This window comes from Pseudomonas monachiensis (assembly GCF_047345015.1).
Classification (GTDB): domain Bacteria; phylum Pseudomonadota; class Gammaproteobacteria; order Pseudomonadales; family Pseudomonadaceae; genus Aquipseudomonas; species Aquipseudomonas monachiensis.
On the sequence record NZ_CP178857.1, the window covers coordinates 4715916 to 4738263 of the forward strand.

The 22348-nt window shown below is 59.5% G+C and carries 13 protein-coding genes, 4 tRNA genes and 1 pseudogene; 5 read left to right on the forward strand and 13 right to left on the reverse strand.

Going from position 1 to position 22348, the window contains the following annotated elements; all coding sequences use genetic code 11:
* Positions 1-59: 59 nt before the first annotated feature.
* From ACMDB8_RS21100 to ACMDB8_RS21115, 4 genes are all read right to left on the reverse strand, one after another.
* The gene (locus ACMDB8_RS21100; protein ID WP_056728072.1) at positions 60-1424 is read right to left on the reverse strand and encodes an MFS transporter; all 1365 of its coding nucleotides are present in this window, start codon (positions 1422-1424) and stop codon (positions 60-62) included.
* Positions 1425-1494: 70 nt separating this feature from the next.
* Entirely contained in the window at positions 1495-2739 is a 1245-nt protein-coding gene (locus tag ACMDB8_RS21105) for a glutamine synthetase family protein (RefSeq protein WP_409078950.1), read from the reverse strand.
* A gap of 201 nt (positions 2740-2940) precedes the next feature.
* Positions 2941-3633 (reverse strand): sensor histidine kinase, encoded by a 693-nt coding sequence (locus tag ACMDB8_RS21110; protein WP_056728076.1) that lies wholly within the window; start codon positions 3631-3633, stop codon positions 2941-2943.
* A complete protein-coding gene (locus ACMDB8_RS21115; protein ID WP_056728077.1) occupies positions 3630-5234 on the reverse strand; it encodes a tetratricopeptide repeat-containing response regulator in 1605 nt (534 codons plus the stop codon). The genes ACMDB8_RS21110 and ACMDB8_RS21115 overlap by 4 nt, the downstream gene beginning before the upstream one ends.
* Positions 5235-6066: 832 nt before the next feature.
* On the opposite strand from ACMDB8_RS21115, the gene ACMDB8_RS21120 reads away from it, so the two are divergent.
* A complete protein-coding gene (locus ACMDB8_RS21120) occupies positions 6067-6780 on the forward strand; it encodes a response regulator transcription factor (protein ID WP_223541038.1) in 714 nt (237 codons plus the stop codon).
* A 282-nt stretch (positions 6781-7062) separates the two neighbouring features.
* Here the strand turns inward: ACMDB8_RS21120 and ACMDB8_RS21125 are convergent, their stop codons facing one another.
* Positions 7063-13500: a DUF5801 repeats-in-toxin domain-containing protein gene (locus ACMDB8_RS21125; protein WP_413966563.1), complete on the reverse strand. Its 6438-nt coding sequence runs from the start codon at positions 13498-13500 to the stop codon at positions 7063-7065.
* A 266-nt stretch (positions 13501-13766) separates the two neighbouring features.
* A tRNA-Arg gene (locus ACMDB8_RS21130) sits at positions 13767-13843 on the reverse strand.
* A gap of 293 nt (positions 13844-14136) precedes the next feature.
* On the opposite strand from ACMDB8_RS21130, the gene ACMDB8_RS21135 reads away from it, so the two are divergent.
* The 3 genes from ACMDB8_RS21135 to ACMDB8_RS21145 all read left to right on the forward strand — a co-directional run bounded on the left by ACMDB8_RS21135 (position 14137) and on the right by ACMDB8_RS21145 (position 15300).
* Positions 14137-14358 carry a hypothetical protein gene (locus ACMDB8_RS21135; protein ID WP_056724160.1) on the forward strand — a complete coding sequence of 74 codons (222 nt, stop codon included), beginning with the start codon at positions 14137-14139 and terminating at the stop codon, positions 14356-14358.
* A gap of 23 nt (positions 14359-14381) precedes the next feature.
* Entirely contained in the window at positions 14382-14561 is a 180-nt protein-coding gene (locus ACMDB8_RS21140; protein ID WP_409078342.1) for a PA3371 family protein, read from the forward strand.
* Positions 14562-14973: 412 nt separating this feature from the next.
* Positions 14974-15300: an Arc family DNA-binding protein gene (locus ACMDB8_RS21145; protein ID WP_003178899.1), complete on the forward strand. Its 327-nt coding sequence runs from the start codon at positions 14974-14976 to the stop codon at positions 15298-15300.
* Between the two features lie 103 nt (positions 15301-15403).
* Here ACMDB8_RS21145 and mgtE read toward each other — a convergent pair whose 3' ends face one another.
* Positions 15404-16846 (reverse strand): magnesium transporter, encoded by a 1443-nt coding sequence (mgtE, locus tag ACMDB8_RS21150; protein WP_056724156.1) that lies wholly within the window; start codon positions 16844-16846, stop codon positions 15404-15406.
* Between the two features lie 335 nt (positions 16847-17181).
* Between mgtE and ACMDB8_RS21155 the strand changes: the two are divergent.
* Positions 17182-17368 (forward strand): annotated as a pseudogene (locus tag ACMDB8_RS21155) (cell envelope protein SmpA); the annotation flags it as partial.
* 26 nt (positions 17369-17394) lie between these two features.
* Here the strand turns inward: ACMDB8_RS21155 and ACMDB8_RS21160 are convergent.
* The 6 genes from ACMDB8_RS21160 to alaS all read right to left on the reverse strand — a co-directional run bounded on the left by ACMDB8_RS21160 (position 17395) and on the right by alaS (position 22211).
* A tRNA-Arg gene (locus ACMDB8_RS21160) sits at positions 17395-17471 on the reverse strand.
* A 71-nt stretch (positions 17472-17542) separates the two neighbouring features.
* Positions 17543-17619, reverse strand: a tRNA-Arg gene (locus ACMDB8_RS21165).
* 107 nt (positions 17620-17726) lie between these two features.
* Positions 17727-17817, reverse strand: a tRNA-Ser gene (locus ACMDB8_RS21170).
* A 62-nt stretch (positions 17818-17879) separates the two neighbouring features.
* Positions 17880-18068, reverse strand: coding sequence for a carbon storage regulator CsrA (gene csrA, locus ACMDB8_RS21175; RefSeq protein ID WP_002554426.1), 189 nt, complete (start codon positions 18066-18068; stop codon positions 17880-17882).
* 188 nt (positions 18069-18256) lie between these two features.
* On the reverse strand, positions 18257-19498 hold the full coding sequence (locus ACMDB8_RS21180; protein WP_007971040.1) for an aspartate kinase: 1242 nt from the start codon (positions 19496-19498) through the stop codon (positions 18257-18259).
* Between the two features lie 91 nt (positions 19499-19589).
* Entirely contained in the window at positions 19590-22211 is a 2622-nt protein-coding gene (alaS, locus tag ACMDB8_RS21185) for an alanine--tRNA ligase (protein WP_409078343.1), read from the reverse strand.
* Positions 22212-22348: the final 137 nt, after the last annotated feature.

Below are 22348 nucleotides of genomic sequence, written 5' to 3' on the forward strand. Positions count from 1 at the left end.
GCCAACAAGAAAACGGGCAGTCCCTTGCGGTGACTGCCCGTTTTTTTTGTGCCCCGGTATTAAGGCCTGGCTTCGGTAAAGCTTTGCTCGCGGCCGGAGTCAGGGTCTTCTGGCGGCTGATCGGATTCAGGTCCTGATTCGGCTGGCGGTTCCGGATTCACCGGATTGCACATCTGGTCCTGCACCACCTGTTCATCGACCCGCGGATCCAGCGCAGCCACCAGCGGCGAACTGGACATACTGTCCGGCATTGCCACGTGGTGCAACGGTGCATCGTCCACCTGATGCAGGTTGGTCACGGCTTTCGGCCGGATCCGCCAGACCAGCACCAACGCAAAGAACGTGAAGAATGCATACAGGCTCTGGCTGCCGAACAGCTTCATCAGCACCCCGGCCGCCAGCGGCCCGATACTGGCACCGACACCGTAGGTCACCAGCAGCATCGCCGTCAGCGACACCCGGCGATCCCCCTCGACATGGTCATTGGAGAACGCCACCGCCAGCGGGTACAGGCAGAACTGCACCAGCGAGCACAGGAAGCCGACGGCGAACAACACCTCCAGCGGCACCTTGGGCAAGATCGCCAGCGGTAACGCCGCGACCGCCAGGAACATGGCAAAACAGCGGATCAGCAAGGCCCGGTCATAACGGTCGGATAACCAGCCCAGCGGCCACTGCACCAACAGCCCGGCAAAAATGCAGCTACCCATGAACAGACCGACCTGCTCGGTGGTCAGCCCCTGTTGAGAGGCATACAACGGCGCAAGACCATAGAACGAACCGATGATCAGCCCTGCGCCCAATACCGTACTCAAGGACTGTGGCACACGCTTGATAAAGAAGCGCGGCTCCATCGGTGCCGGGTGCAAAGGTGCCGGGTGAATGCGCCGGGTCAGGGCCACGGGTACCAGGCACAGCGCGAAGCACAGGGCGACCAACATCAGCAATTCAAGCCCCAGCCCTGGGTGCATGACCAGAATCAACTGCCCCAGCACCAACCCCAGGTACGAAGCGATCATGTATCCGCTGAAGACCATGCCGCGCTGATTGGCATCGGCCTGTTCATTGAGCCAGCTCTCGATCACCATGTACTGGCACATCATGCCGAGGCCGACGATCACCCGCAAAAACAGCCAGGCCGGCAACCAGTCCACCAGGCCATGGCCGAGCACCGCCGCGCCAACGATCCCGGCACACGCCGAATAGGCCCGGATATGCCCGACCCGGGCAATCAACCGGTGACCGATCTTGCCTCCCAGCACCAGGCCGAAATAGTTGGCAGCCATCAGCGCACCGACCCACAGACTGTCGACATGGTCGGCAGCCAGGCGCAACGCCAGGTAAGTACTCAACAGGCCCGAGCCGATCAACATCATCAGCGAGGCGAAATACAGCGCTCGAAAGGATTTCCAGATTTGGCGCATCGGCGTTCCGAGCGGCTCCTTGCAGTGAGAATCGGCTATCGCTAAACGATAGCCGGATGTCGACGGGACGTCAGGCCTGGGTTGCTAAAACACGCCTTTCCCAGGGAGTAATTTCATCATGGAAACTGGTCAGTTCCAGGGTCTTCGAAGCGATGTAGCCTTCGATGAATTCCGTGCCGAACAGTTCCTTGGCCAACTGGCTACGTTTCAGACGCTCAAGCGCCGCATGCAAGGTACACGGCAACGAAAGATTATCCGGCACGTCGAACTCACCCTGGATCGGCGCGCTCGGCTCCAATGCCTTCTGGATGCCATGCAACCCCGCCGCCAGGCTTGCGGCAATCGCCAGGTACGGGTTGGCATCGGCCCCCGGCAAGCGGTTCTCGACCCGACGGGCCACCGGCAAACTGGCCGGAATGCGCAAGCCCGCCGCCCGGTTGTCGTGGGACCAGCAGGCATTATTCGGTGAGGCGTAAGGATGGCACAAGCGCTGATAGGAGTTCACGTTCGGCGCAAACAACGCGGTGAAATCGGCCATGCACGTTTGCTGACCGGCAATGAAGTGGCGGAAAGTGGCCGTCTCCTGGCCCGCCTCGTCGCTGAACACATTACGTCCCGAATCGATCTCGACCACGCTCTGGTGGATATGCATCGAACTGCCCGGCGTATGCGCCAACGGCTTGGCCATGCACACCACGCTCAGGCCGTGCTTGAGTGCCACTTCCTTGAGCAAGTGCTTGAACAGGAATGTCTGGTCGGCCAGCAACAGCGGATCACCGTGCAGCAGATTGATCTCGAACTGGCTGACGCCCATTTCGTGCATGAAGGTATCGCGGGGCAACCCCAGGGCCGCCATGCACTCGTAGACTTCATTGAAGAACGGCCGCAAGCCGTTGTTGGAACTGACGCTGAACGCCGACTGACCGTCTTCGCGGCGACCGTCCAGCCCCAGTGGCGGTTGAAAAGCCAGGGTCGGATCGGTGTTGGGGGCGAAGACAAAAAATTCGAGCTCGGTCGCCACCACAGGCGCCAGGCCGCGAACCGCGTAACGGGCAATCACCGCCTTGAGCTGGCCACGGGTCGACAGATTGGAGCTGGTGGTGGTGCCCAGTTCATCCGCATCGCAAATGGCCAAGGCCCGCGGTGGATGGCTCCAGGGCAAGCGGTGGATTTGTGCAGGGTCCGGGATCAACGCGAGGTCGCCATCGTCGCTGCCGTAAAACCGCGCCGGCGGATATCCGCCCATGATGCATTGCAGCAGCACGCCCCGCGCCATCTGCAAACGTCGACCGTCGAGAAAACCCTCGGCGGTCATCACCTTGCCCCGTGGAACGCCATTCAAATCCGGCGTGACACATTCAACTTGATCAATGCCCGTCAATCGCTGCGCGAGTGAACTCAGGCCAACGGTCGTCATGACGCTATCCTTGTTATTGTGCGGGCCGCGAACGGCGACCGTACAAAATAGGCTCCACGTGTTCGGAATTTCAAGCAGCGTCGAAAAATATGCTGCCGGTCAGGGCAGGTAAAGGCGAAACACTCCACCGCCCAACGGCCCGCCATTGCTGATTTCTGTACGCCCACCCACGCCGTTGCGTTGATGCAGCGCGGCAATTCGCCCGGCAAAGTACAGGCCCAGCCCGGTGCTGCCGGTGCTTTGATTGATCCCCTGCACGTAATCGGCCTGACGCTCGATCATCTGCGCCGGATACCCCTCGCCATCGTCATTGATGGTCAACACCAGTTGCCCGGCATCGTCGCTGACGCTGATCAGAACGGCATGCCGTGCAAAGCGAATGGCGTTGTTGATGCAGTTGGCCAATACCGACGCGATCAACTCACGATCGAAGAAACCCAGAGGGCTCAGCGGGTCCACTTCATAGGTGGCCATGATGCCGCGGCTGGCGAACACCTCCTGATGACAGGCCAGTTGAGCTTCGATGAAGTCGTCCAGTTCATGGTAGGCCGGTTGCAATGGCATCTGGTTGACGCCGAGCTTGTACAGCCCCAACAACTGCACCAGCATGCCGTTGAGGTGGGCGAATTCGAAGTCCATCACGCCCTGCTCCGGCGCTTGCCGCGCCGACTCCGGCAATTGCCCCAGCCACTGGCTGTGAGCCTGCATCAGCATGGCCAGCGAGTTCTTCATGTCGTGCACGGTAGAGGCGATCACCGTGGAGAAATCCAGTGCCTGCTCGTTGTCATTCATTGGCCAAGCGCCTTGCTTTTCAGCTTCTGGTAACGCGGATAACGCGCGTCGGTGTCGGGCATCAGGCCGACCATTTTCAGACAGGTCCGACACTCCTCCAGCTCCGCCGAAGGAACGCTGGTATCGGTGCCATGCAGCAATGACTGCGCCATGTTCAGGGCGATACTGATGTTCTTCGGTTGCATCGCCAGGGCCTTGCGGAATACCTGCCGGGCCTCCACCAGATTGCCGGTCTTGTACACGCGCACGCCCTGACGGTTGAGTTCCGCGGCGGCGTTGCCGGAATTGAGGATGCTCGGGTCGTCGGTCTGCTTGGCGATGTCCTTCATGACCACCGGATCGTCGCCGTAGATTTCCACGCAGTTTTTCAGCATCGCGGTGCCGGCTTCGGTCTGCCCGAGCAGTTTCAGCTGCTTGGCCACCAGCAAGGCCGCTTCGGCGCTCATGAATTGCTCCATGCCGTCCAGACGCAACAAGGCTTGTTCGGTGAGCTTGTCGGCCGTCTCTGCATCGTTGAGCAACAGGCTAGTGGCCTTCATCAGGCGCGCCCGGATTTGCAGGCCCGGATCGGAGGGGTTCTCCTTGGCCACGGCACTCAATGTGGTGTTGATTTCCAGGCGGGTCCGCGTGTCCAGGCCCCGTTCGCTGCCCTTGCTGATCAACGCATGGGCCAGGCCGAGGTTGCTTTCAGCATCCTTGAACCGTGACTGCGCGCCCTGGCTCACTGCCTGGCGATAGGCCTTGGCCGCCGTGTCGAAGTCCTCGTTGGTCATCGCCAGCTTGCCGAGCAATGCCTGGCGACGCACCGCCAGCGGCGACAGGCGAATCGCCTCTTCCAGGACGCGCTGCGCACCCTTGGTATCCCCTTCGGCGACCAGTACATCCGCCATGCCGTCATACAGCGACGGCATCATCGGGAAGACTTTCAGGGCTTTTTCATAAATGCCCTTGGCCTGCCCGACCTGGCCACGCTTGAACAACAACTTGCCCAACCCGGCAAACGCCCATGGCAACGGGCGGTCGGCGATGATGCTGTCGTAGAGACGCTCCAGCGCTTCGTTCTGATTCAGGTCGCGCAGGGCATCGGCGCGAAAGCGCAGGCACAGTGGCGAATAGCGGATGTCTTGTTTGCACAGGGCGATACAGGCGTTGAGCACCTCCATCGGCTTACCGCGGTCGAGGGCCTGAAGGATCGGCTTGAGCAGGGTCTTGCGTTGCTCCAGGCGCTCCAGGCGCTGGGCCAGGCTGGAACGGTTGAACGGCTTGGTCAGGTAGGCATCGGGCTCATGCTCCAGCGCACTGAGCACCATGGCCTGGCTGGTTTCGGCGGTGACCATGACGAACACCGATTCATGGCTGATCAGCTTTTCTTCCATCAGGTCTTCGAGCACCTGCTGGCCGTTCTTCTTGCCGTCACCCAGGTGAAAGTCCTGCAAGATGAAATCGTAGGCTTTCTGCGAGCACATTTTCAGCGCCTGCTCGCCGGTATCGGCAGTGTCCACTTCCTTGACGCCCAGTTCACGCAGCATCGACCTGACCGAACTGCGGAAGTCCGAGAAATCATCGACGATCAGAAAACGCTTTTGGTGATACGACAGCATCGAAGATTTCCAGGCAATTTAAGAAGAAGAACCCAAAGGCAAATACACGGACGGACTCAGCTTCGCAGCCCCTGTTTTGGCGCGCAGATGATAGCTGGTAGCCCTTAGCCATCAACACACTTTCTCATCGCCAATCAGCATATGCATCGACCGAAAGAGACGAAGAGGCTCTTGACTGCCCATGTTATCGGCCAGCCATGGCATTCCCTTGAGAGCCTTCCCCAACGCTCAATCTGAATATGCGAAGGCGTTACTGAAAACGAGACCTCGTGCACAAAAAAAGGTGGCTAACCAGCCAGATATCGCCGACAAATTGACTAAGTCGATATTAGCGCTCCCAAGTTAACGCCACTCGTCGATTAATTGACGATCATGATGTGGATCCGACCTTGGCCACTGGCCATCTATGGCAGGCCTAATACCTTGATTTTCGAGGGTTACTCCCCGTCTCGAGAACATCGGTCAGGCCTGTCCGCACCGGGACTGGATCGAGCACTGACGGATGGGTAGGTTGGAAGCGCTCCGAGCTGACCTAGAATCAGTTGAGAGGCGGGAGGGAGCACATCATCATGTGTAAACCACTGATAATTATTCGTATTGATCTTCTCTCCCGGGCTTTGACTGCCTTCTGGAAACGTTCGCCCCACGTGCCAGTGCTGTTGATGGAAATGGTCCCGGGGTCGATGGTTGCCAATGCCTGGGAGGGCTTCATTACGGCCTCCCTGCGTTCAATTCCGTCCTTCAATCGCACCGCCCAAGTGGGCAAGTTTCTGCCTCGCAAAGTCCTGCGGGGGGAGGCCTTCACTGGTTTTTCAAGAGGGTCAGGAAGATCATGACTGACCAAAGAGAGTCAATTGGCGTGATGTTGATCGATTGTCGTCCCCTCGTACTCATGGGCCTTCACGATTTGATCAATGCCAGAAAACCCCGGATGGAAGTGACAGCGCAAGCCACCACTTATACCCAGGCGCTGGATCTTGCCGATCAGCTGCGGCCCGATGTGATTTTTTTCAGTTTCTTTCCGGATGCGCTGAATCCTCTGGATGTCGTCGCGGGACTCACCCGTAGCGCCGAAATGAAAGTGCTGCTGCTCAAGGGCCTGTATGAAGTTGTCCCCGCTGCCCAGGCGATAGAGGCTGGCGCTCGCGGCATCGTGCTGGCGGAAGACCCGACGGAATCAATTATCCAGGCCATCCTCAAGGTCCACCATAGCGACTTCGCAATGGATAGAGCTTGGGCTGGCGGCCTTTCCGGTTATGCCGCGACCGGGCAAACACCCATAAAATGCAATCTGGAGCGGGCAAAACAGGCGCGGTTGACGCTGCGCGAGAGAGAACTGATTCGCGCCATCGTGGGCGAACCGTCCGCCAAATATGTGAGCATCGCCGGGCGCCTGGGGATCAGCGAGCACACCGTGCACAACCACCTCAGCAACATCTATCAAAAGCTTAATCTCATCAACCGCATCGACTTGCTGATGTATGCGCTGAAACACGGGCTCACCAACGAAGCACCGACCGAGTCCGCCTGGGTGGAACTGGAATGAGTTTCAAGTCGATACAAAACGGTCTGCCCCCCACTTTCAGGGAGTAGACCGTCACCGTTTTGCCGTCCTTGTCGGTATCCCGGGACAGAGTGCCCCGCAATACTGATGTCGTTTTCGTAAAATCTGCCACGTCCACCCGTACCTACCCGCCGCGCTTTTCAAGCCTTGTGCTGCTCGCCAGTTCACAGCGTAGCGATCATGGGGATCTCGTATCGGAACCGCAAAAAGAATGCGAGGGTGGTTTCCTGGGCCACCCTCGCATCCGTTCACACGCGCAAAGCCTCAGGCGCTGCCAAAAAAGATGTCGGTATTCTCAACATGGGCCCCGACCACGGTGATGGTCGTTGTTTGTCCGCCAGTCTCGGCAACCGTCACGACGCTATCTGCGCCGGCGTTGTTGATCGATTGGACAACGGCGTTCGGGTCGCCGTTGAGCACCAGCTTGTCTTGCACGCCTGAACCCGTATCGAAGCCGGTGACCTGGTACAGGTTGTCATTGACTGACAGGTCGATGTTGAACGCATCCTGCTTACCGATCGTGCCCGCCAGCGAGAAGTCGAAGGATGCGTTGGTCGGGTCGTTGGCGAACAAATTGGCGGCAAACGCACTGGTCGCCGAGTCCCCATCCTTGTCCGTCAGCGTTGCGCTGAACGCCAGCTGGGCATCGCTGGCCAGACTCTCGCTCTGCTGAATGAACTGGATCACCGGGATCTTGACATCGCCCCGGCCCATCGTCAGCTGAACAGCGTCGATCAGTGACGTACCCTCCTTCTGGATGAGGAAGGACGCCTGCCCGCCAGCCTCTGGCGTCAGGGTGTTCACCTCGACCTGGTTCGAAAACGTGCCATCGGCGTAGTAGATCCTGTAGTACAGATCTTCGGTCGCCGTGTTGTAACCCGCCACGGAGTTGTCGATGAAGACCTTCATGCCCGTCAGCAGGGTCTCTGGATTGATCACGAAACTTTCATCGGCGGCGCTGATGGCCGCCAGGTTATCGCCCTGGAAGACGTTGTTGCCGACGCCGATGCCGGACGTGCTGACGTTCATGGATGCAGGGTCGATGTACGACGGCAGGGGGTTGGTCTGTAGCGTGGCTTCGGTGGGGTCGGGGGCTCCGAGCCCGATGCCGCTCAGGATGTCCGCGGTCGAGGCCAGTGCCTTCGCGGAAAAGAACACGATCTCCTCGGATGTCGAAGGAATAGCCGGGTCATTCGTCTGAGGAATCAACAAGGTGCGCACCGAATCCGGGCCGCCGGCAGCGAGCGAGCCGTCGGCACTGCTGAGCACGATCGTCGAACTGAAGCCCTGCACCAGATCCAGTGCATAGTGACCATCGGTATAAGCAGTCAGCGTGTAGTCGACGGTGGTATTCGCCGTTGCAGCGTTGTTGTCGAAATCACCGGTCAAGGTTCCCGCGAACTGGTACGCGCCATTGGCGTCCGGTGATGGCGTCTGCTCGGTGAGCGTGCCGGTCCCGGTCGTGGTCGTGTTGTCGGGCCTGACGAGGGTGAACTGATCATTGACCAACGAGATGTCCAGACCGGCCGCACCCAGCCCGTCGGCTCCCGTCGCCATATTCCAGAATCCGGATTGCGCCAGGACGCTACCGGTCCCGATCAGGTTGCCGAAACTGAGTGCCGGGCCGTCATCCTTGAACACCAGGTTCTGCCCGATGTTCAGGGTTGCCAGGGCGCTGTCGCCGTCTGCGTCGGTCTTGATCGCGGTCAGCGTCACCAGGTTGTCCGAGGTCAAACTCCTCGAATCATCGGGATTGCTTGGGTCGGCATGCACCACGGCGCGGGCCTGGTCGAGCGTGACGCTGCCGTTGGCGGCGACGCTGACCGTGAACACCAGCAGGTTGCCGCTGGCCGTGCGGCCTTCGACCACGGTGCCGTTGAGCGACAGGTTCACCGCTTGGCCCGAGGCCGTGTCGATCAGCCCGGAAGCCCCGGCCACCACGCCCAGCGCGTAGGTCAGGGTGCCGGCCCCATCGGCGCCAAACGCCGAATTGAAGTTGGCGGCGAAGCTCTGGGTATCGTTGGTCGCCAGTACCGTCTCGTCCACCGTCAGCGTCGGTTCCACGCCGGTGGTGGTGATGCTCGGGCCGTCGTCCTTGAACACCAGGTTCTGCCCGATGTTCAGCGTCGCCAGGGCACTGTCGCCCTCCTTGTCGGTGATGGTCGCGGTCAGCGTTACCAGGTTGTCCGAGGTCAACGTCGTCGAATCATCCGGATTGCTTGTGTTGGCGTGCACCACGGCGCGGCTCTGGTCGAGCGTGACGCTGCCGTTGGCGGCGACGCTGACCGTGAACACCAGCAGGTTACTGAGGGCCGTACGCCCTTCGACCACCGCGCCGTTGAGCGACAGGTTCACCGCCTGGCCCGAGGCCGTGTCGATCAGCCCGGAGGCCCCGGCCACCACGCCCAGCGCGTAGGTCAGGGTACCGGCCCCGTCGGCGCCAAACGCCGAGTTGAAGTTGGCGGCGAAGCTCTGGGTATCGTTGGTCGCCAGTACCGTTTCATCCACCGTCAGCGTCGGTTCCACGCCGGTGGTGGTGATGCTCGGTCCGTCATCCTTGAACACCAGGTTCTGCCCGATGTTCAGGGTTGCCAGGGCGCTGTCGCCGTCCCCGTCGGTCTTGGTCGCCGTCAGCGTTACCAGGTTGTCCGAGGTCAGGCTCGTCGAATCATCAGGATTGCTTGTGTTGGCATGCACCACGGCGCGGCTCTGGTCGAGCGTGACGCTGCCATTGGCGGCCACGCTGACGGTGAACACCAGCAGGTTACTGAGGGCCGTACGCCCTTCGACCACCGCGCCGTTGAGCGACAGGTTCACCGCCTCGCCCGAGGCCGTGTCGATCAGCCCGGAAGCCCCGGCCACCACGCCCAGCGCATAGGTCAGGGTACCGGCCCCATCGGCGCCAAACGCCGAGTTGAAGTTGGCGGCGAAGCTCTGGGTATCGTTGGTCGCCAGTACCGTTTCGTCCACCGTCAGCGTCGGTTCCACGCCGGTGGTGGTGATGCTCGGTCCGTCATCCTTGAACACCAGGTTCTGCCCGATGTTCAGGGTTGCCAGGGCGCTGTCGCCGTCCCCGTCGGTCTTGGTCGCGGTCAGCGTTACCAGGTTGTCCGAGGTCAAACTCCTCGAATCATCGGGATTGCTTGGGTCGGCATGCACCACGGCGCGGGCCTGGTCGAGCGTGACGTTGCCATTGGCGGCCACGCTGACCGTGAACACCAGCAGGTTACTGAGGGCTGTACGCCCTTCGACCACGGTGCCGTTGAGCGACAGGTTCACCGCCTGGCCCGAGGCCGTGTCGATCAGCCCGGAAGCCCCGGCCACCACGCCCAGCGCATAGGTCAGGGTACCGGCCCCGTCGGCGCCAAACGCCGAGTTGAAGTTGGCGGCGAAGCTCTGGGTATCGTTGGTCGCCAGTACCGTTTCATCCACCGTCAGCGTCGGTTCCACGCCGGTGGTGGTGATGCTCGGTCCGTCATCCTTGAACACCAGGTTCTGCCCGATGTTCAGGGTTGCCAGGGCGCTGTCGCCGTCCCCGTCGGTCTTGGTCGCGGTCAGCGTTACCAGGTTGTCCGAGGTCAAACTCCTCGAATCATCGGGATTGCTTGGGTCGGCATGCACCACGGCGCGGGCCTGGTCGAGCGTGACGTTGCCATTGGCGGCCACGCTGACCGTGAACACCAGCAGGTTACTGAGGGCTGTACGCCCTTCGACCACCGCGCCGTTGAGCGACAGGTTCACCGCCTGGCCCGAGGCCGTGTCGATCAGCCCGGAAGCCCCGGCCACCACGCCCAGCGCATAGGTCAGGGTACCGGCCCCGTCGGCGCCAAACGCCGAGTTGAAGTTGGCGGCGAAGCTCTGGGTATCGTTGGTCGCCAGTACCGTTTCGTCCACCGTCAGCGTCGGTTCCACGCCGGTGGTGGTGATGCTCGGTCCGTCATCCTTGAACACCAGGTTCTGCCCGATGTTCAGCGTCGCCAGGGCGCTGTCGCCGTCCCCGTCGGTCTTGGTCGCGGTCAGCGTTACCAGGTTGTCCGAGGTCAGGCTCGTCGAATCATCAGGATTGCTTGTGTTGGCATGCACCACGGCGCGGCTCTGGTCGAGCGTGACGCTGCCATTGGCGGCCACGCTGACGGTGAACACCAGCAGGTTACTGAGGGCCGTACGCCCTTCGACCACCGCGCCGTTGAGCGACAGGTTCACCGCCTCGCCCGAGGCCGTGTCGATCAGCCCGGAAGCCCCGGCCACCACGCCCAGCGCATAGGTCAGGGTACCGGCCCCATCGGCGCCAAACGCCGAGTTGAAGTTGGCGGCGAAGCTCTGGGTGGCGTCGGTCGTCAGTATCGTTTCGTCCACTGTCAGCGTCGGCTCCACACCGGTGGTGGTGATGCTCGGTCCGTCGTCCTTGAACACCAGGTTCTGCCCGATGTTCAGGGTTGCCAGGGCGCTGTCGCCGTCCCCATCGGTCTTGGTCGCCGTCAGCGTTACCAGGTTGTCCGAGGTCAAACTCCTCGAATCATCGGGATTGCTTGGGTCGGCATGCACCACGGCGCGGGCCTGGTCGAGCGTGACGTTGCCATTGGCGGCCACGCTGACCGTGAACACCAGCAGGTTACTGAGGGCTGTACGCCCTTCGACCACCGCGCCGTTGAGCGACAGGTTCACCGCCTGGCCCGAGGCCGTGTCGATCAGCCCGGAAGCCCCGGCCACCACGCCCAGCGCATAGGTCAGGGTACCGGCCCCGTCGGCGCCAAACGCCGAGTTGAAGTTGGCGGCGAAGCTCTGGGTATCGTTGGTCGCCAGTACCGTTTCGTCCACCGTCAGCGTCGGCTCCACACCGGTGGTACTGATGCTCGGCCCGTCGTCGTCGAAGATGATCCTGGAGCCGATTTCGGCTGTCGAAACAGAGGCCTGGACCAGCGTGAAACCACCGATATCAAAATCGGCGTGCTCATTGCCCTTGGCATTGACGGCGGCCCCGTTCTCCACGAGTACGCGATTGTGATCCCCCGTAGTGGTGTATTCAATCTGGTAGCCGGCTTTAACGCCGGTGATGGTCGCGACCCCTGCATTAAAGCTGATGACAATGCCCGGATCATTCACCGAGCCGTTTGAGTTCTCGATCACCTGCCCGGTGCTGTTGAAGACGCGAACATTGGTGATGGACACAGACGCATCATTGCCATACCCATTGATGAAATTCACACCAGGCTCAGCAGCGGTGCTGAATGCGCTGACCCTTACCACGGCACTCTTGCCGCTTTGCAGTTGCACGACGTCGAAACTGGCCGATTTCGCATTGAAGACACCGGTAAAGTCGACGTTGGCTTCAAGATCGGCTTCGTTCTGGTCCAGGTTGGGAATGGTCACATTCTGCCTGGCACCCGTGACGAACGAGAAGCGGATGCCCTCTTGCTCCACAATCATCTGATTGTTGGTGCCGAAGGTGGTCGGCCCCCCCGCCTGGCTGGTATTGATCGTGTCACCAGTCGTTATATTGACGCCACTTGACTGGTCTGCGGGGTCCTTGCCGGTGGCGATGATGGTGGGATCGGTGATCCGCAACACACCACCGACATCGACAACGTTCGGGTTCGCCTTCGTGAACATCAGGAACAGGTTCTGACCGGAGGGCGCATTGGCCAGGCTGAACTCCAGGTCCTGGCTGGCGCCGATGAAAAGCTTATCCGCCAGATTGAGCGAGTCATCGGCATTCGTCATAACGGGATGCTTGAGCGGTTGGTATTCCACGGTCCAGATCTTGCCACCCGTGACCGGTGTTCCGGTTTCTTCAATATAGGCAGCGAACACGATCGCGCCGGCGGCGCTCCCGGCTCGGCCCACGACGATGTTGTTGTTCGTATCCGTATAGAGAAGGATGCTGGTGCCATCGAGGGTATCGAGTCCACTGTCCTCGCCATTGAGCGGCGCGCCGGTGGTGCCGACGAAGCTGATATCGGTAATGCTTGCGCCGGGGTCAGCGGTGATGGTGAATGCATTACTGCCGGTGTTGCCAATGGCACCGGTATAGCCACTCAAGGCCGCGCCCGTGGCGGTACCGGCCCCCAGTGCGGCTAAACGGGTAGTGAAGGTCGAAGGCAGGGACGCCACCAGAATATCGTTGTCGTCAGCGTCCCCCGCGGGGGCTGGAGTGGCAGTGGCGTTCTGCAACCCCGCCGTTTCGTCCAACGTGACGTCCTCGCCGGTCGCCAGGACGCCCAAAACGCTGTCCGTAAACGAGGTTGACGCCACCGCGTCGTCACCGGTGCCGACCACGCCATCGGCGCCCGCAGCGGCTGCTGTGAGCAGAAACGTTGCGCCTGCCGAATCGTCGGGATTCACGTACCAGGACGTGGTGACGCTGCCGTTGACCTGGCCATCTAGATCGCCAGCACCGCCGTCGGTCACGGACCAGGGCTCGTGACCCGCGCCGGTGTTGGTATCGAGCACATCGTCGGATGTCCCCCACACACCATCCGCGCCGGCACCGATGGCGTGGTCCACTTCGAGCGTCACTGTGCTGCCGGCGGCGAAACCACTGGCCGTGATGATGGCCGTGCTGCCGGGTGCGTAGTCATTAAGGTTGGTGGTGACGGTCGGAATGTAGGTAAAAGTCCAGTCGTGGCTGACGGGCGAAAGATGGTCACCGGCGTTACTGGTCAGGTCATTCGTTGGCGATGAGGTTTTTTTGCGCATAGTCATGACTTTCTCCTGAGCGGGGTCCAGTCATCGAGGTCGACCTTGGACCATTTTCTGATCTATTGGTCACAACTATGAACATGCGCCGCAGGCGGCACATCGGCGGATACTCCCAGACGGGATGGGAGATTCAGACTACGTGGAAGAGGAAACGGAAAGTCGCCAAGGCAGGGTTGATGGCGTCGATAGATCCCGGGGACCTGAGATTTCGAACGTTATCTGCACGTCGTGAAAAGGAAGCGTTGGAACAGGAGGGGAGCTGAAAAATATGGTGTCCCAGGGCAGGTTCGAACTGCCAACCTTCCCCTTAGGAGGGGGATGCTCTATCCAATTGAGCTACTGAGACACAGGTTGACCGCGACGATACGCGGTGCGATGGACGGCGTGCATGTTAACGGCCGGGCTGGCTTTTGTCATGTCGTCCGTAGGCTTTTTAAGTGTAGGCAGACGCCTCGGTCGGGCGCGGACTTGTTTACCGTGCAAATTGCATCACTGCAAAAAGCCATCATTGCAAAATGCAATATGGGCGCTTTACCAAAAATAACTTAATTCATTGTTTTTAAAGAATTTAATTGCCGATAAACTCTGGCATGCGAGCTGCTTCCTTTGTTCTCACAGAACAACCGAGACCCGCCCCCCATGAAGAGCGCCCTTTCACTCTCGTATGCCATCGCACTGGCGGCTTTAGCGGGAGTTCATTTTGTTCCCGAGAGCAGCACTACGCAGGTTGCCCAACGCATGCCGCATTACCTTCAGTTGCAGAAGGCGCCACAGCTGGCTGTGACAAGCGACCAGAACGGCTTTGTCAGCCAGGAAAACATCCTGGTGCCGGCTCCGCCTGCCGAACGTTTGGTATTTTGAATGACCCTCACCAGGAGTACAGCATGTCCAGATCAGCCGCGAGTTTCTTCATCCTCGCCTTGTCGAGCGGCATTTTTCATCTGTCATTGACCCAGGACATGGTCGTCACCCTCCCCCTGATCGCCTGTGGCGTATTCAGCACGCTGTTCGTGCTCGCATTGATCGCCGGACGCAAGATCAAGTTTGATCCGGTACTGCGCTGATCCCGACATGGCAGCCCCGCTGCCAGGGCCTGCCATCCATCCTGAATTCACCCCCTCCATGCCACTCCCCCTAGTAAATCGGCAATTTGCCACTATCCTGTAAAGACAAGGAACAGGGATCGAGTTCACTTTTTCCTGCCCGCCGGAATCCTTTCGTCGGGTAGAGAAAGCACGAAGTGATACGGCCTGGTCGAAGTTTTCAAACCAGTCCGCATTTCTGATAATTGGTGCTGGCAGAACGCCTTTATCCAGTTCAATATTTGTCACAGAATTGACGCCAAGGATCTGGCTGGTTTGAGGCATGATGCGCGCCTCTATCAATTCAGGTTGAACATTTGGTCAGAGCGCTTGTCCTACCAGACATCCTGCGGCCAATCCCGAAACCGCTCCCCTGAACTAACCGGTTAAATATATGCGCCCATTGAAACAGGCAATTTATTCCAGCCGTACGGCTGACAAGTTCGTCGTACGTCTGCCAGACGGAATGCGTGAACGCATTGCCGAGGTGGCTCGCAATCATCATCGCAGCATGAACTCCGAAATCATTGCGCGCCTTGAGCAGAGTCTTATTCAGGAAGGCGCACTGGGAGAAGAGTTGAGCATGCGCCTGGACAGCCCGGAGCTTTCCTTGCACGAACGTGAGTTGCTGCAGCGCTTCCGCCAACTCTCCCATCGACAGCAGAACGCCTTGGTTTCGCTGATCGCCCATGACGCTGAAATGGCCGCCGACGCGTCCTGATTCAGCCAGAAAGCCCAAGCCAGCCTGATCGCTGGCTTTTTTTTGCCTGAAATCCGGGCACAAAAAAACCCGCCAGACGGCGGGTTTTTTAGAGAAACGGACTTCAAAGCAGGAAGATTGTCGCCAGCCCCAGGAAGATGAAGAAGCCACCGCTGTCGGTCACGGCCGTGATCATCACACTGGCCCCCATCGCCGGGTCGCGCCCCATTTTCGCCAGGGTCATCGGAATCAAGACCCCCATCAACGCCGCGAGCAACAGGTTGAGCGTCATCGCTGCGGTCATCACCACACCCAATGACCAACTGCCATACAACAGGTAGGCAACCACACCGATCACTCCACCCCAGATCACGCCGTTGATCAGCGCGACCGCCAATTCCTTGCGCATCAGACGCGAGGTGTTGCCGGTGCTCACCTGGTCCAGCGCCATGGCCCGAACAATCATGGTGATGGTCTGGTTACCCGAGTTGCCGCCAATTCCCGCCACGATCGGCATCAATGCCGCAAGCGCCACGAGTTTCTCGATCGAACCTTCAAACAAACCGATGACCCGAGAAGCCACGAACGCGGTAATCAGGTTGATCGCCAGCCAGGCCCAACGGTTACGCAGGGATTTCCAGACCGACGCAAAAATGTCTTCTTCTTCACGCAAACCCGCCATGTTGAGAACTTCGCTTTCGCTCTCTTCACGGATCAGGTCGACCATTTCATCGATGGTCAGACGGCCGATCAGCTTGCCGTTCTTGTCGACCACGGGGGCGGAGATCAAGTCGTAACGCTCGAACGCCTGGGCGGCATCGTAGGCGTCTTCGTCCGGGTGGAAACTCACCGGATCGCTGGCCATCACCTCGGAAACCTGTTTGTCCGGATCGTTGACCAGCAAACGCTTGATCGGCAACACCCCCTTGAGGACGCCGTCGTAATCGACCACGAACAGTTTGTCGGTGTGACCCGGCAACTCCTTGAGACGGCGCAGATAACGCAAGACCACTTCAAGGCTGACATCCTCGCGGATGGTCACCATCTCGAAGTCCATCAGCGCACCGACCTGCTCCTCGTCGTAGGACAGAGCCGAACGCACACGCTCGCGTTGTTGCTGGTCGAGGGTCTCCATGAGCTCATGGACGACGTCTCGCGGCAGCTCGGAGGCCAGGTCAGCGAGTTCGTCGGCATCCATGTCCTTGGCGGCTGCCAGGAGCTCGTGATCGTCCATGTCGGCGATCAGCGATTCACGGACCGAATCGGATACTTCAAGGAGGATGTCGCCGTCGCGATCGGCCTTGACCAATTGCCAGAGCGTCAGACGATCGTCCAGCGGCAAGGCTTCAAGGATGTAGGCGACGTCGGCGGAGTGCAGGTCATCGAGCTTGCGTTGCAACTCGACAAGGTTCTGCCGGTGGACCAGGTTCTCGACCCGGTCATGATGCGGGCCTTCCTGGCGGTGAGTCAGGTCTTCTACAACTCGCTGGCGCTGCAGCAACTCGACCACCTGAGCCAGGCGATCCTGCAAGCTTTCCTGCGTTTTCTTTACTTCAACATCGGACATAGGCGAACTCCACTCCCAGCAGCGGGGCACGCCGGAAGGATCAATCAGTCAATTCATGATTGGTGAAATGGGGTACTGAGTAACTACTGGGTAAGTCCATGGAGGTATTCCACAAGCCCCGGCGGGGCTGACGGGCGCAATGATACACCGCCTGACGGTTTTAAACGTTAAAAAATCTCGGCTGAAACAAGCGCTTGCACAACAAACTTGAGCATCGTCCTGATCCTGGAAAATGCGACGACGCTTCCAGAAAAGAAAACACACCTCCTTTTCGAAATTGTAGTCGCTACCCTTGAAAAGGAACGTCACGGAGGACGCCGGGGAGCGTGTAGAGGCAATCATCAATCACCGGCATGAGCCAGCAAGACGTCGAAAGCGCCCTCGGCAAGCCGGACAGGATCAGCATTCGCAATTCGCCCACCAGCTATCGCTACGACAACCAGCGAGATCGCAGCACAGGTGGAGTTCGACGAGAGGGGATGCACGAAAGGAAAAGCCAAATCCCGGACGGCAAAAAGCCCGCATAAAATGCGGGCTTTTTGTTTGTATGGTGCACTCGACAGGATTCGAACCTGTGACCGCTCGGTTCGTAGCCGAGTACTCTATCCAGCTGAGCTACGAGTGCATTTGTGTTTTTATACCAGATCACAACTGGTTGAAGCCAAGTTACCTGCATTGCTGCAACTAACTCTTAAATGGTGCACTCGACAGGATTCGAACCTGTGACCGCTCGGTTCGTAGCCGAGTACTCTATCCAGCTGAGCTACGAGTGCATTTGTTGCCGCGCATTATAGGCCGTCTAATCTCTATGTCAAACACTTTTTCTAGTAATTTCAACAACTTACCGAAGAAGCCAGATTACAACGTACTACGCAAATAATGGCGGAGAACGGGGGATTCGAACCCCCGACACCCTTTTGAGGTGTACTCCCTTAGCAGGGGAGCGCCTTCGGCCACTCGGCCAGCTCTCCGCAACACGGGGCGTATATTAACCAGCTTCTTCCCCGTTTGCAAACATAAAAAACGATAAAAATTAATGGCTTGGTTCTTCGTCCTTCTCTTTCTTGATACGCAGGTAAATTTCTTCCCGGTGAACAGCCACCTCTTTGGGGGCATTAACACCGATGCGCACTTGATTTCCTTTGACGCCGAGCACGGTCACGGTGATTTCGCCATCACCGATAATCAGGCTTTCTGCGCACCGACGAGTCAGAATCAGCATACCTTTCTCCTCACGCATTACATTTCAGGGACAACAGTCTGCAAAAAAAAGGCACTCGACCCACAACCGGAGCGATCGCAGCCCTACATGCCTGAGTATTGACTAGCGCGAGCAAAAGAACAGCCTCGGGGGTCACGCCATTCAAAAAAACAAAAGGCGCGGTCAGACCGCGCCTTTTGGCAAACGCATCACTCGCCCTGGCGGGCCGGTGCGTCCAGTTCGAAAGCCGTGTGCAGAGCGCGCACAGCCAGTTCCAGATACTTCTCTTCGATCACTACGGAGACTTTGATTTCCGAAGTCGAGATCATCTGGATGTTGATGCTTTCCTTGGCCAGGGATTCGAACATGCGACTGGCCACGCCTGCGTGAGAGCGCATGCCAACGCCGACGATCGACACCTTGGCGATCTTGGTGTCGCCCACGACTTCACGGGCACCCAGCTCGCCAGCGGTCTTTTCCAGCACGGCTTGCGCCGCCTGGTAGTCGTTGCGGTGCACGGTGAAGGTGAAGTCGGTGGTGTTATCGTGCGCAACGTTCTGCACGATCATGTCGACTTCGATGTTCGCGGCACTGATCGGGCCGAGAATCTTGAAGGCAACGCCCGGGATGTCTGGCACGCCACGGATGGTCAGCTTGGCTTCATCGCGGTTGAAAGCGATACCGGAAATGATCGGCTGTTCCATGGTTTCCTCTTCATCAATAGTAATGAGGGTGCCCGGACCCTCCTTGAAGCTGTGCAGTACGCGCAGCGGAACGTTGTACTTGCCGGCGAACTCGACCGCGCGGATCTGCAACACCTTGGAGCCGAGGCTGGCCATTTCCAGCATCTCTTCGAAGGTGATCTTGTCCAGGCGCTGAGCCACGGACACCACACGCGGGTCGGTGGTGTAGACACCGTCGACGTCGGTGTAGATCTGGCATTCGTCAGCCTTCAGGGCTGCCGCCAGCGCCACGCCGGTGGTGTCGGAACCGCCACGACCCAGGGTGGTGATGTTGCCGTGCTCGTCGACGCCCTGGAAACCGGCGACAACCACCACACGACCCGCCTTCAGGTCACCGCGAATCTTCTGGTCATCAATCTGCAAGATACGCGCTTTATTGTGCGCGCTATCCGTCAGGATCCGCACCTGGTTGCCGGTGTACGACACCGCCGGCACGCCGCGCTTGATCAGCGCCATGGCCAACAGGGCAATCGTCACCTGCTCACCGGTGGAAACGATCACGTCCAGCTCGCGCGGAACCGGTTGGCCGTCGCCACTGATTTGCTTGGCCAGATCGATCAGACGGTTGGTTTCGCCGCTCATTGCAGACAGCACAACCACCAGGTCATCGCCGGCATCGCGGAATTTCTTAACCTTGTCGGCGACCTGCTCGATTCTCTCGACAGTGCCGACCGAGGTGCCTCCAAATTTCTGTACGATCAAAGCCATTTCAAAGCCGCCTCTGCCCATGAAGGGCGCCCAAATAATCACTCAAACAGCGTCGCGGCCCACCACTAGACTGTGGGCCGCAAGTACTGCCTTATAGACCCTGCTCTACAAACGGAACGGTCAGGGCCAGTGCCGCATCCAGTGCGCCAGCGTCGGTACCGCCGCCTTGCGCCATGTCTGGACGACCACCACCCTTCCCGCCCACTGCCGCAGCGGCTTGCTTCATCAAATCACCGGCTTTGAGTTGGCCAGTCAGGTCTTTGGTTACGCCTGCAACCAGAACGACCTTTTCCTCATGGACACTGCCGAGCAGGATCACTGCGCGGCCGAGTTTGTTTTTCAGTTGATCGACCAGCGCCAACAGCGCCTTGCCATCCTGACCGTCCAGACGCACGGCCAGCACTTTCACGCCCTTGACGTCCAGCGCCTGGGCCGACAGATCGTCGCCCGCGGCACTGGCAGCCTTGGCTTGCAACTGCTCGAGTTGCTTCTCCAGCAGACGGTTGCGCTCCAGCACAGCCGACAGCTTGTCGATCAGGTTGTCGCGGCTGCCCTTGACCAGGCTGGCCGCTTCCTTGAGTTGTTCTTCCGCCGCATTCAAGTAAGCCAGCGCTTGCGCACCGGTGACGGCTTCGATACGACGCACACCCGATGCCACACCGCCTTCGCTGATGATTTTCAGCAGGCCGATGTCGCCGGTACGGTTGGCGTGGATACCGCCGCACAGCTCGACGGAGAAATCGCCCATGCTCAGTACACGCACGTTGTCGCCGTATTTCTCGCCGAACAGCGCCATGGCGCCTTTCTGCTTGGCGGTTTCGATATCGGTTTCTTCGGTTTCAACTTCGGAGTTCTTGCGAATCTCGGCGTTGACGATGTCTTCCAGCGCTTTCAGTTGTTCAGGCTTGATGGCTTCGAAGTGACTGAAGTCAAAACGCAGGCGCTGACTGTCGACCAGCGAGCCCTTCTGCTGGACGTGATCGCCCAGCACCTGGCGCAATGCAGCGTGCAGCAAGTGAGTCGCGGAGTGGTTCAACGACGTGGCGTGACGCACCTCGGCGTCAACGTGGGTCTCGACCGGCGTACCGACGATCAGGCTACCCGAATCCAGGATACCGTGGTGCAGGAATGCACCGCCGGTCTTGGTGGTGTCGCGCACGTCGAAACGCGCGCTGCCCGCCTGCAGGTAACCGCAATCACCGACCTGGCCACCGGACTCGGCGTAGAACGGCGTCTTGTCGAGAACGATCACGCCCTCATCGCCTTCGCTCAATACGTCGACCGACTGGCCATCTTTATACAGCGCAACGATTTTGGCGGAACCGCTATGAGCGATGTAACCGGTGAACTCGGTGGCCACGTCAACCTTGACCAGGCTGTTGTAGTCCATGCCGAAGGAACTGGCGGAACGGGCACGGACGCGCTGGGCCTCCATCTCACGCTCGAAACCTTCTTCGTCGATGGTCAGGCTGCGTTCGCGAGCGATGTCGCCGGTCAGGTCCATCGGGAAACCGTAGGTGTCGTAGAGTTTGAACACCACGTCGCCCGGCACCACTTCGCCTTTCAGTTCAGCCAGATCCTGCTCGAGAATCTTCAGGCCCTGCTCCAGGGTCTTGGCGAATTGCTCTTCTTCGGCCTTCAGCACGCGTTCGATGTGCGCCTGCTGGGATTTCAGCTCAGGGAACGCTTCGCCCATCTCGGCGACCAGGGCCGCAACGATCTGATAGAAGAAGCTGCCCTTGGCGCCCAGCTTGTTACCGTGACGGCAGGCGCGACGGATGATCCGGCGCAGCACGTAGCCGCGGCCTTCGTTGGACGGCAGCACGCCGTCGGCGATCAGGAAGCCGCAGGAACGGATGTGGTCAGCCACGACTTTCAGCGAAGCCTGGGCATCGTTGGTGCAACCGATGGCCTTGGCCGACGCGCTCAGCAGGCTCTGGAACAGGTCGATTTCATAGTTCGAGTGAACGTGCTGCAGCACGGCACTGATCCGCTCCAGGCCCATGCCGGTGTCGACCGACGGCGCTGGCAACGGGTGCAACACGCCATCGGCGGTGCGGTTGAACTGCATGAACACGTTGTTCCAGATTTCGATGTAACGGTCGCCGTCTTCCTCCGGCGAGCCCGGTGGGCCACCCCAGATGTCGGCGCCGTGATCGTAGAAAATCTCGGTGCAAGGACCGCACGGGCCGGTATCGCCCATGGTCCAGAAGTTGTCGGAGGCGTACGGCGCGCCCTTGTTGTCGCCGATGCGCACCATGCGCTCGGCTGGAACCCCGATTTCCTTGGTCCAGATGTCGTACGCCTCGTCATCGCTGGCGTAGACAGTGACCCAGAGCTTTTCCTTCGGCAGGTTCAGCCACTTGTCGGACGTCAGGAAGTTCCAGGCGTAGGTGATCGCGTCACGCTTGAAGTAATCACCGAAGCTGAAGTTACCCAGCATTTCGAAGAAGGTGTGGTGACGAGCGGTATAACCGACGTTTTCCAGGTCGTTGTGCTTGCCGCCGGCGCGCACGCATTTCTGGCTGCTGACGGCGCGGGTGTACGCGCGCTTTTCCTGGCCCAGGAAGCAGTCCTTGAACTGGTTCATCCCCGCGTTGGTGAACAGCAGGGTTGGGTCGTTGCCCGGAATCAAAGAGCTGGAGGCTACACGGGTGTGGCCTTGCTCTTCGAAGAAGCGAAGGAAGGCTTCACGGATTTCTGCGCTTTTCATTAGGTTCTTCCACGGAGGCTGCGGCCAAAGGCCTGTTCGAAACGTCAACAGACGAAGCGACGGCAAAGGGCCGCATTATATCGGCCCTGCGCGCGGGGTACAGCGTGTTTATACGATAGAAACGGTCAATTGGAGTG

Excerpts from the sequence above, each read along its gene's own strand:
- ACMDB8_RS21100 (WP_056728072.1), bottom strand. The coding sequence starts at position 1,424 with ATGCGCCAAATCTGGAAATCCTTTCGAGCGCTGTATTTCGCCTCGCTG.
- ACMDB8_RS21105 (WP_409078950.1), bottom strand. The coding sequence starts at position 2,739 with ATGACCGCCGAGGGTTTTCTCGACGGTCGACGTTTGCAGATGGCGCGG.
- ACMDB8_RS21110 (WP_056728076.1), bottom strand. The coding sequence starts at position 3,633 with ATGAATGACAACGAGCAGGCACTGGATTTCTCCACGGTGATCGCCTCT.
- ACMDB8_RS21115 (WP_056728077.1), bottom strand. The coding sequence starts at position 5,234 with ATGCTGTCGTATCACCAAAAGCGTTTTCTGATCGTCGATGATTTCTCG.
- ACMDB8_RS21120 (WP_223541038.1), top strand. The coding sequence starts at position 6,067 with ATGACTGACCAAAGAGAGTCAATTGGCGTGATGTTGATCGATTGTCGT.
- ACMDB8_RS21125 (WP_413966563.1), bottom strand. The coding sequence starts at position 13,500 with ATGACTATGCGCAAAAAAACCTCATCGCCAACGAATGACCTGACCAGT.
- ACMDB8_RS21135 (WP_056724160.1), top strand. The coding sequence starts at position 14,137 with ATGAAGAGCGCCCTTTCACTCTCGTATGCCATCGCACTGGCGGCTTTA.
- ACMDB8_RS21140 (WP_409078342.1), top strand. The coding sequence starts at position 14,382 with ATGTCCAGATCAGCCGCGAGTTTCTTCATCCTCGCCTTGTCGAGCGGC.
- ACMDB8_RS21145 (WP_003178899.1), top strand. The coding sequence starts at position 14,974 with ATGCGCCCATTGAAACAGGCAATTTATTCCAGCCGTACGGCTGACAAG.
- mgtE (WP_056724156.1), bottom strand. The coding sequence starts at position 16,846 with ATGTCCGATGTTGAAGTAAAGAAAACGCAGGAAAGCTTGCAGGATCGC.
- csrA (WP_002554426.1), bottom strand. The coding sequence starts at position 18,068 with ATGCTGATTCTGACTCGTCGGTGCGCAGAAAGCCTGATTATCGGTGAT.
- ACMDB8_RS21180 (WP_007971040.1), bottom strand. The coding sequence starts at position 19,498 with ATGGCTTTGATCGTACAGAAATTTGGAGGCACCTCGGTCGGCACTGTC.
- alaS (WP_409078343.1), bottom strand. The coding sequence starts at position 22,211 with ATGAAAAGCGCAGAAATCCGTGAAGCCTTCCTTCGCTTCTTCGAAGAG.